Below are 6,361 nucleotides of genomic sequence, written 5' to 3' on the forward strand. Positions count from 1 at the left end.
CCGCGACCCCGGGCGCGAAGACGACGGAGCTGCCGAGCGGCTTCTTCCCCGGCGGGCCGCCGGGTGCCTTCCCGTCCGCTCCCTTGTCCCCCTTGTCCGCGCCGTCGGCCGGACCCGGCTCCGCACCCGGCAGGGTGTTGAGCTGGCCGTCCTCCAGCAGGACCAGGTCCTCGACGGACTTGAACGGCTTGGCGCCGGGCGGATCCGGCGGCTCCTCGCCGTACCCGGCGACGATCGCCTCCCACGCGGCGGCCTCGTCGACCGGCCGCACCTCCTCCGGGACGCCGGGCGTCCCGGTCCCGTCCACGGGGCGCGGTTCGCGCTCCTCGTCACTGCCCGCGCGATCCGCGTCGTGCTCAGCCACCGGACGTTCTCCCCTTCTCGCCGACGCCGGACGCGAGGCGTTCGACGAACCGCCGGCTCTCGTCGAAGATCCGCTCCGCGTCATGGTCCAACGTCGCCACGTGGTAGCTCTGTTCCAGCAGGATCTCCTCGACGTCCGTGGACGAGATCCGGCTGAGGATGCGGGCCGAGTCGGCCGGCGGCACGACGTGGTCCTGGGGGCTGTGCAGCAGCACGACCGGCTGGGTGACCTGGGGCAGCTCGGTGTCGACCAGCCGGAAGAACCTGCGCACCGAGTGCGCGGCGTGCAGCGGCACCCGGTCGTAGCCGACCTCCTCGGAGCCCTCGCGGGCGATGTCGTTCGCCAGCCCCTTCGTCGTGCGCACCAGGTGCCGGGCGACCGGGAGGGCGTACGCCGAGAGGCCGTGCACCTTGTTCGCCGGGTTCACCAGCACGAGACCCGAGATCGCGTCCCCGTGCCGGGCCGCGAGGCGCAGGGCGAGGGCGCCGCCCATGGAGAGACCGAAGACGAAGACCTGCCGGCACCGGTCCCGCAGCGCCCGCAGCTCCCGGTCCACCTCGGCGTACCAGTCCTGCCAGCCGGTGACGGCCATGTCCTGCCAGCGCGTGCCGTGCCCGGGCAGCAGCGGGAGGGACACGGTCAGCCCGTGCTCCGCCAGGTGGTCCGCCCAGGGGCGCATCGACTGCGGTGAACCCGTGAATCCGTGACAGAGGAGGACGCCGACCTCTCCGCCCTCGTGGCGGAACGGCTCGGCTCCAGGGAGGACCGGCACCGGGGTCTCCTGTTCGTGAGCGGGGCGGGGGCGTGCGGGGGGAGTGCGAACGTGTTACTTCACCGTACGCGACCGGACCGACACCGACCAGGGCCGTCGGGGCACGGGCGGGCGCCGCCCGCCGGGCCCCTGCCCCCCGCCGGGCGGGAGCGGCCGCGGCCGCACAGGTTAAGGTCTCATCGACCGCACACAGGAGGCACCCGAGTTGATCTACGGCGCGATGAAGTTCTCCATCGGCGGATCCCTCAAACTCGCCTTCCGGCCGTGGGTGGAGGGCCTGGAGAACATCCCCGAACGGGGGCCGGCGATCCTCGCGAGCAACCACCTGTCGTTCTCCGACTCCTTCTTCCTGCCCGCGGTCCTCGACCGCAAGGTGACCTTCATCGCCAAGGCCGAGTACTTCACCGCACCCGGAGTGAAGGGCAAGCTGACGGCGGCCTTCTTCAAGGGCGTCGGACAGCTCCCGGTGGACCGCTCGGGCGGCCGCGGCGCCGGTGAGGCGGCGATCAGGGCAGGCATCCAGGTCATCGAGAGCGGCGGCCTCTTCGGCATCTACCCGGAGGGCACCCGGTCGCCCGACGGCCGGCTCTACCGCGGCAAGCCGGGCGGCCTCGCACGGGTGGCACTCGCCACCGGCGCGCCCGTCATCCCCGTGGCGATGATCGACACGGAGAAGATCCAGCCGCCCGGCCAGATCGTGCCCCGGCTCATGCGCCCCGGCATGAGGATCGGCGAGCCGCTGGACTTCAGCCGCTACCAGGGCATGGACGGCGACCGTTTCATCCTCCGCGCGGTGACCGACGAGGTCATGTACGAGATCATGAAGCTCTCCGGCCAGGAGTACGTGGACGTCTACGCGACGGCCGCCAAGCGGCAGATCGCGGAAGAGGCCAGGAACAGGCGGAGCACGGACGAGGCCAGGGGCGAGGGACCGGAGCGGTCCGGCGCCTGACGGCGCCGCCGACGTCGCGTCCGGGCCGGACGGGACGGTGAACGGGGGAGAGGGCATGGCCAGGCGCGAACGGGTCGTACGGATGTCGGTCGAGCAGCCGCTGTGGCGCGCCCTGACCGCGTACCGCGTGCTGACCCTGGTCTACGCGGTGCTGCTCGCGATCGTCGGGCGGGGGGACTACGAACGGCTCTGGGTGGCCGTCGCCTTCCTGGCCGCCCTGGGCCTCTGGACCGTGCTCACGCTGCCCCGGGTGGCGGGCGCGGCCGCCTGCACCAAGCGGTTCCTCGGCCTGGACCTCACCGTCGCCCTGACCGGCATCCTGCTGACCCCGCTCGCCGACGCCGACGCCCGGCTCGTGGACGGATCGACGCTGCCGTCGATCTGGACCGCGGGGTCGGTGCTCGCCTTCGCGCTCAAGGGAGGCTGGCGCTGGGCCGCCTTCGCCTCGACCCTGGTCGCCGTCGCCAACATCGTCGAGCGCGGCGAGCTCAGCCGGGACACCTTCCACAACGTGCTGCTGGTGTGGGTGGCGTCCATCGCCATCGGGTACGTCGTCGAGGTCGCCCGGGCCAGTGAACGCACCCTGGCCCGCGCCCTGGAGATCGAAGCCGCGACCCGCGAGCGGGAACGGCTCGCCCGCGACATCCACGACAGCGTGCTGCAGGTCCTCGCCATGGTGCAGCGCCGGGGGACGGCGCTGGGCGGCGAGGCGGCGGAGCTCGGGCGGATGGCCGGGGAGCAGGAGGTCGCCCTGCGCACCCTGGTCACCAGCGGCCTGGTCCCCACGAGCCGGGTCTCGGAGGACAGCGCCGAAGGGGCGGTCGTCCGGAGCGTGGACGCCCCCGACGACGCGGACCCGGAGCCGGCCGCACTCGACCTGCGGGCCCTGCTCGCCCCGCACGCGGGATCCCGGACGAGTTTCGCCGAACCCGGTGCACCGGTGCTCCTCCCGTCCGCCGCCGCGCGTGAGCTGGCCGCCGCGGTGCGGGCGGCCCTGGACAACGTCCGGGTGCACGCCGGGTCCGCCGCCCGGGCCTGGATCCTCGTCGAGGACGAGCCGGACGAGGTGATCGTCACGGTCCGCGACGACGGACCGGGCATCCCGGAGGGCCGGCTCGACCAGGCGGAGGGCGAGGGCCGGCTCGGGGTCGCCCTGTCGATCCGCGGACGGCTGCGCGACCTGGGCGGCACGGCGGAGCTCATCTCGGTGCCCGGGCAGGGCACCGAGGTCGAGTTGAAGGTCCCGAAGATGGTGAACACCCCACGGGGGAAGGCAGGATCGGCCCGATGAGTACACCGAACCCGAACACGCAGGCGTCCCGGGCCCAGGAGCCCCGGCCCGGGGGGACCGACGCGCCGGCTCCCGGCGAGCGGCCCGTCAGGGTCATGGTCGTGGACGACCACCCGATGTGGCGCGACGCCGTGGCCCGTGACCTGGCCGAGTCGGGTTTCGAGGTGGTGGCGACCGCCGGTGACGGGCCGCAGGCCGTGCGCCGGGCCCGGGCGGCCGGGCCCGACGTCCTGGTCCTCGACCTCAACCTGCCCGGCATGCCCGGCGCCCAGGTGTGCAAGGAGCTCGTCGGCTCCCACCCGGGCCTGCGGGTCCTGGTGCTCTCCGCCAGCGGTGAGCACGCCGATGTGCTGGAGGCCGTGAAGTCCGGCGCCACCGGTTACCTGCTCAAGTCGGCCAGCACCCAGGAGCTGACCGACGCCGTGCGCGCCACGGCGGCCGGTGACCCGGTCTTCACCCCGGGGCTCGCCGGGCTGGTGCTGGGCGAGTACCGCAGGCTCGCCTCCGACCCCGCCCCGGCCGCCTCCGACGAACCGAAGGCCCCTCAGCTCACCGACCGGGAGACCGAGGTGCTCCGGCTGGTCGCCAAGGGACTCTCGTACAAGCAGATCGCCGAGCGTCTCGTCATCTCCCACCGCACCGTGCAGAACCACGTCCAGAACACTCTGGGCAAACTGCAGCTGCACAACAGGGTGGAGCTCGTGCGCTACGCCATCGAGACGGGCCTGGACGACGCTTGAGGTCCCGACACAGGCGCTCGGTGTGGGGAGTTGACCGTACGACCCGTCCCGGAGGCACCCGGGCCGCCCCGGAGCGAGCCGTAGCGGGCTCACTTCGGCGAAGGGGTGCCTCCCACGCGGGTCGGAGTACTGACCGGGGCGGCGACCGGGCCCGACGCGGTCCTCCCTGCCGTCGTCCGCAGGGGCGCGCAGGGGTACGGCTACGGGTCCACCGGGTCCCGGTCGCACGGGCAAGGAGGCCCGGACGACGGTCCTGGGACACGTCCGGTGCGGGGGCACCCCCAGCGCTCCTTCGACCGCCGGCTCGCCACCCGCTCGGGACTGCACGCCGTGGACGCCGTGCACGACGGAGCCTCGGGAGCCATGGTCGCCCTGCGGGGCACGGACATCGTGCGGGTGCCGATCGCGGAGGCCGGGTTCCACTTCGGCTGAGCGGCGCACCGGGGGCGCGGGCCGTATATTCACCCGGAGTCCGTGTCCCCGACCAGGGAGCCGTCGTGGAAGTCCTGGCCTTCGGTGTGCAGTCCGACGAGAAGCCGCTGATCGAGAAAGCGTTCGCTGGGAAGCACGAGGTGCGATGCCTGGACGTCTTCCTCACCGAGGACACCGCCCCCATCGCGGCGGGCCACGAGATCATCTCCACGAGCGTCAACGCGGACCTCGGCGGTGCGGTCCTGCGGATCCTCGCGGCCGGGGGCACCCGGATGATCGCCCAGCGCTCCACCGGCTTCAACAACATCGACCTGGACACCGCGGAGCGCCTCGGCCTGCGGGTCGCCCGGGTCTCCTCCTACTCACCCCACTCGGTCGCCGAGTTCGCCTGGACCCTGGCGATGGCCGTCAACCGCCGCATCGTCCGCGCGGTCAGCCGCACCCGGGACTTCGACTTCCGCCTCGACGGGCTCCTCGGCCGGGACATGCACGGACGCACGGCCGGAGTGCTGGGAACCGGGAAGATCGGGGAGGCGTTCACCCGGATCGCCCACGGCTACGGGATGAACCTGCTGGGCTGGGACGTCGCCGAGAACCCGGCCTGCACCGCGCTGGGCATGACGTACGTGGACAAGGAGCGGCTCTTCGCCGAGGCGGACCTGATCAGCCTCCACGTGCCGCTCATGCCCGCCACCCAGCACCTCATCGACCGCGACGCCCTGTCGGCCATGAAGGACGACGCGATCCTCGTCAACTCCAGCCGCGGCGGCCTCGTCGACACCACCGCGCTCGTCACCGAACTGCGGGCCGGACGTTTCACCGGCGTCGGCCTCGACGTCTACGAGGCGGAGGCGGGGCTGTTCTACGTCGACAAGTCCCTGGAGGGCATCGACGACGACACCCTCGCCCGGCTCGTCACCTTCCCGAACGTCATCGTGACCTCGCACCAGGCGTACTACACCGCCGACGCGGTGGGCCAGATCATCGACGCCACCGTGCACAACGTCATGGATCACCTGGCCGGCCGGAGCGGACCGAACTTCCTCGTGCCCCGGCCCACCGCGTAGGGCGCCGCCCCGGCCGGCCGGGGGCCGCCCCGCCTCAGCCCCGTACGGGCAGCGCCGCGAGCAGCTCGGACACGATCGCGGCCCCGCGCAGGGTCAGGACCGACTCCGGATGGAACTGCACCGAGGCGAACCCCTCCCCCCGCAGCGCGTGCAGCTCCCCGGAGGCCGTGTCCCGGCTCGTCGCGATGCCGCGGGCCTCCAGCTCGGCGGCCGCCGCCCCGTCGCAGCGCGCCGTGAAGCTGTTGTAGAAGCCCACGGTCTCCGGCCGGCCGAAGAGGTCGATCCGGGTCTGCGCCCCCTGGTAGGGGACGGCCTTGCGCACGATCTCCAGGCCCAGCTCCGCCGCGATGAGCTCATGGCCCAGGCACACCCCCAGCAACCCGTGGGCGTGGTCCCGCACCAGCTCGGCGGCCAGGTGCCGCAGCAGCCGCATCCTGGGGTCGGCCGTGTCACCCGGGTCCCCGGGCCCCGGGCCCAGCACGACGGGCCCCCGGTGCGCGCGGACGGCCGCCCGCAGCCCGGGTTCGTCGTACCGGCGCACCGACACGGTGAGGCCCGAGGAACGGAGCAGATGGGCCAGCATCGCGGTGAAGGTGTCCTCACCGTCCACGACCAGCGCGTGGCCGGACAGCGCACCCGTGCGTTCCCGCATCCGCAGCCAGAAGGGCGCGAGCCCCGCGCGGCGCTCGTCCAGCGCCGCCCGCACCCGCGGATCGGAGGCCAGCCGCGGGCAGCTCGCCTCC

6 protein-coding genes and 2 pseudogenes are annotated in these 6,361 nt (G+C 73.3%); 5 read left to right on the forward strand and 3 right to left on the reverse strand.

The genetic code is table 11. The features are described 5' to 3' along the window. Both ABZ371_RS27430 and ABZ371_RS27435 read right to left on the reverse strand, forming a co-directional pair. Nucleotides 1-364 (reverse strand): annotated as a pseudogene (locus ABZ371_RS27430) (hypothetical protein); the annotation flags it as partial. Beyond that, nucleotides 357-1,136, reverse strand: coding sequence for an alpha/beta fold hydrolase (locus ABZ371_RS27435; RefSeq protein WP_358684383.1), 780 nt, complete (start codon nucleotides 1,134-1,136; stop codon nucleotides 357-359). The pseudogene ABZ371_RS27430 and the gene ABZ371_RS27435, both read right to left, overlap by 8 nt. Before the next feature lie 205 nt (nucleotides 1,137-1,341). On the opposite strand from ABZ371_RS27435, the gene ABZ371_RS27440 reads away from it, so the two are divergent. From ABZ371_RS27440 to ABZ371_RS27460, 5 genes and pseudogenes are all read left to right on the forward strand, one after another. Then, entirely contained in the window at nucleotides 1,342-2,088 is a 747-nt protein-coding gene (locus ABZ371_RS27440; protein ID WP_358684385.1) for a lysophospholipid acyltransferase family protein, read from the forward strand. Between the two features lie 55 nt (nucleotides 2,089-2,143). Beyond that, nucleotides 2,144-3,379 (forward strand): DUF5931 domain-containing protein, encoded by a 1,236-nt coding sequence (locus ABZ371_RS27445; protein WP_358684387.1) that lies wholly within the window; start codon nucleotides 2,144-2,146, stop codon nucleotides 3,377-3,379. A 95-nt stretch (nucleotides 3,380-3,474) separates the two neighbouring features. After that, entirely contained in the window at nucleotides 3,475-4,119 is a 645-nt protein-coding gene (locus ABZ371_RS27450) for a response regulator transcription factor (RefSeq protein ID WP_358684393.1), read from the forward strand. A gap of 223 nt (nucleotides 4,120-4,342) precedes the next feature. After that, nucleotides 4,343-4,551: pseudogene (locus tag ABZ371_RS27455) on the forward strand (6-phosphofructokinase); the annotation flags it as partial. A 65-nt stretch (nucleotides 4,552-4,616) separates the two neighbouring features. Continuing rightward, the gene (locus ABZ371_RS27460; RefSeq protein ID WP_358684389.1) at nucleotides 4,617-5,618 is read left to right on the forward strand and encodes a 2-hydroxyacid dehydrogenase; all 1,002 of its coding nucleotides are present in this window, start codon (nucleotides 4,617-4,619) and stop codon (nucleotides 5,616-5,618) included. Nucleotides 5,619-5,652: 34 nt separating this feature from the next. On the opposite strand, the gene ABZ371_RS27465 is transcribed toward ABZ371_RS27460, so the two are convergent. Then, a partial coding sequence (locus ABZ371_RS27465; RefSeq protein WP_358684391.1) for an aminodeoxychorismate/anthranilate synthase component II occupies nucleotides 5,653-6,361 on the reverse strand: 709 nt, incomplete at its 5' end.

It is taken from the genome of Streptomyces sp. NPDC005899 (assembly GCF_040629645.1).
Classification (GTDB): Bacteria; Actinomycetota; Actinomycetes; order Streptomycetales; family Streptomycetaceae; genus Streptomyces.

Excerpts from the sequence above, each read along its gene's own strand:
- ABZ371_RS27450 (WP_358684393.1), top strand. The coding sequence starts at position 3,475 with ATGGTCGTGGACGACCACCCGATGTGGCGCGACGCCGTGGCCCGTGAC.
- ABZ371_RS27445 (WP_358684387.1), top strand. The coding sequence starts at position 2,144 with ATGGCCAGGCGCGAACGGGTCGTACGGATGTCGGTCGAGCAGCCGCTG.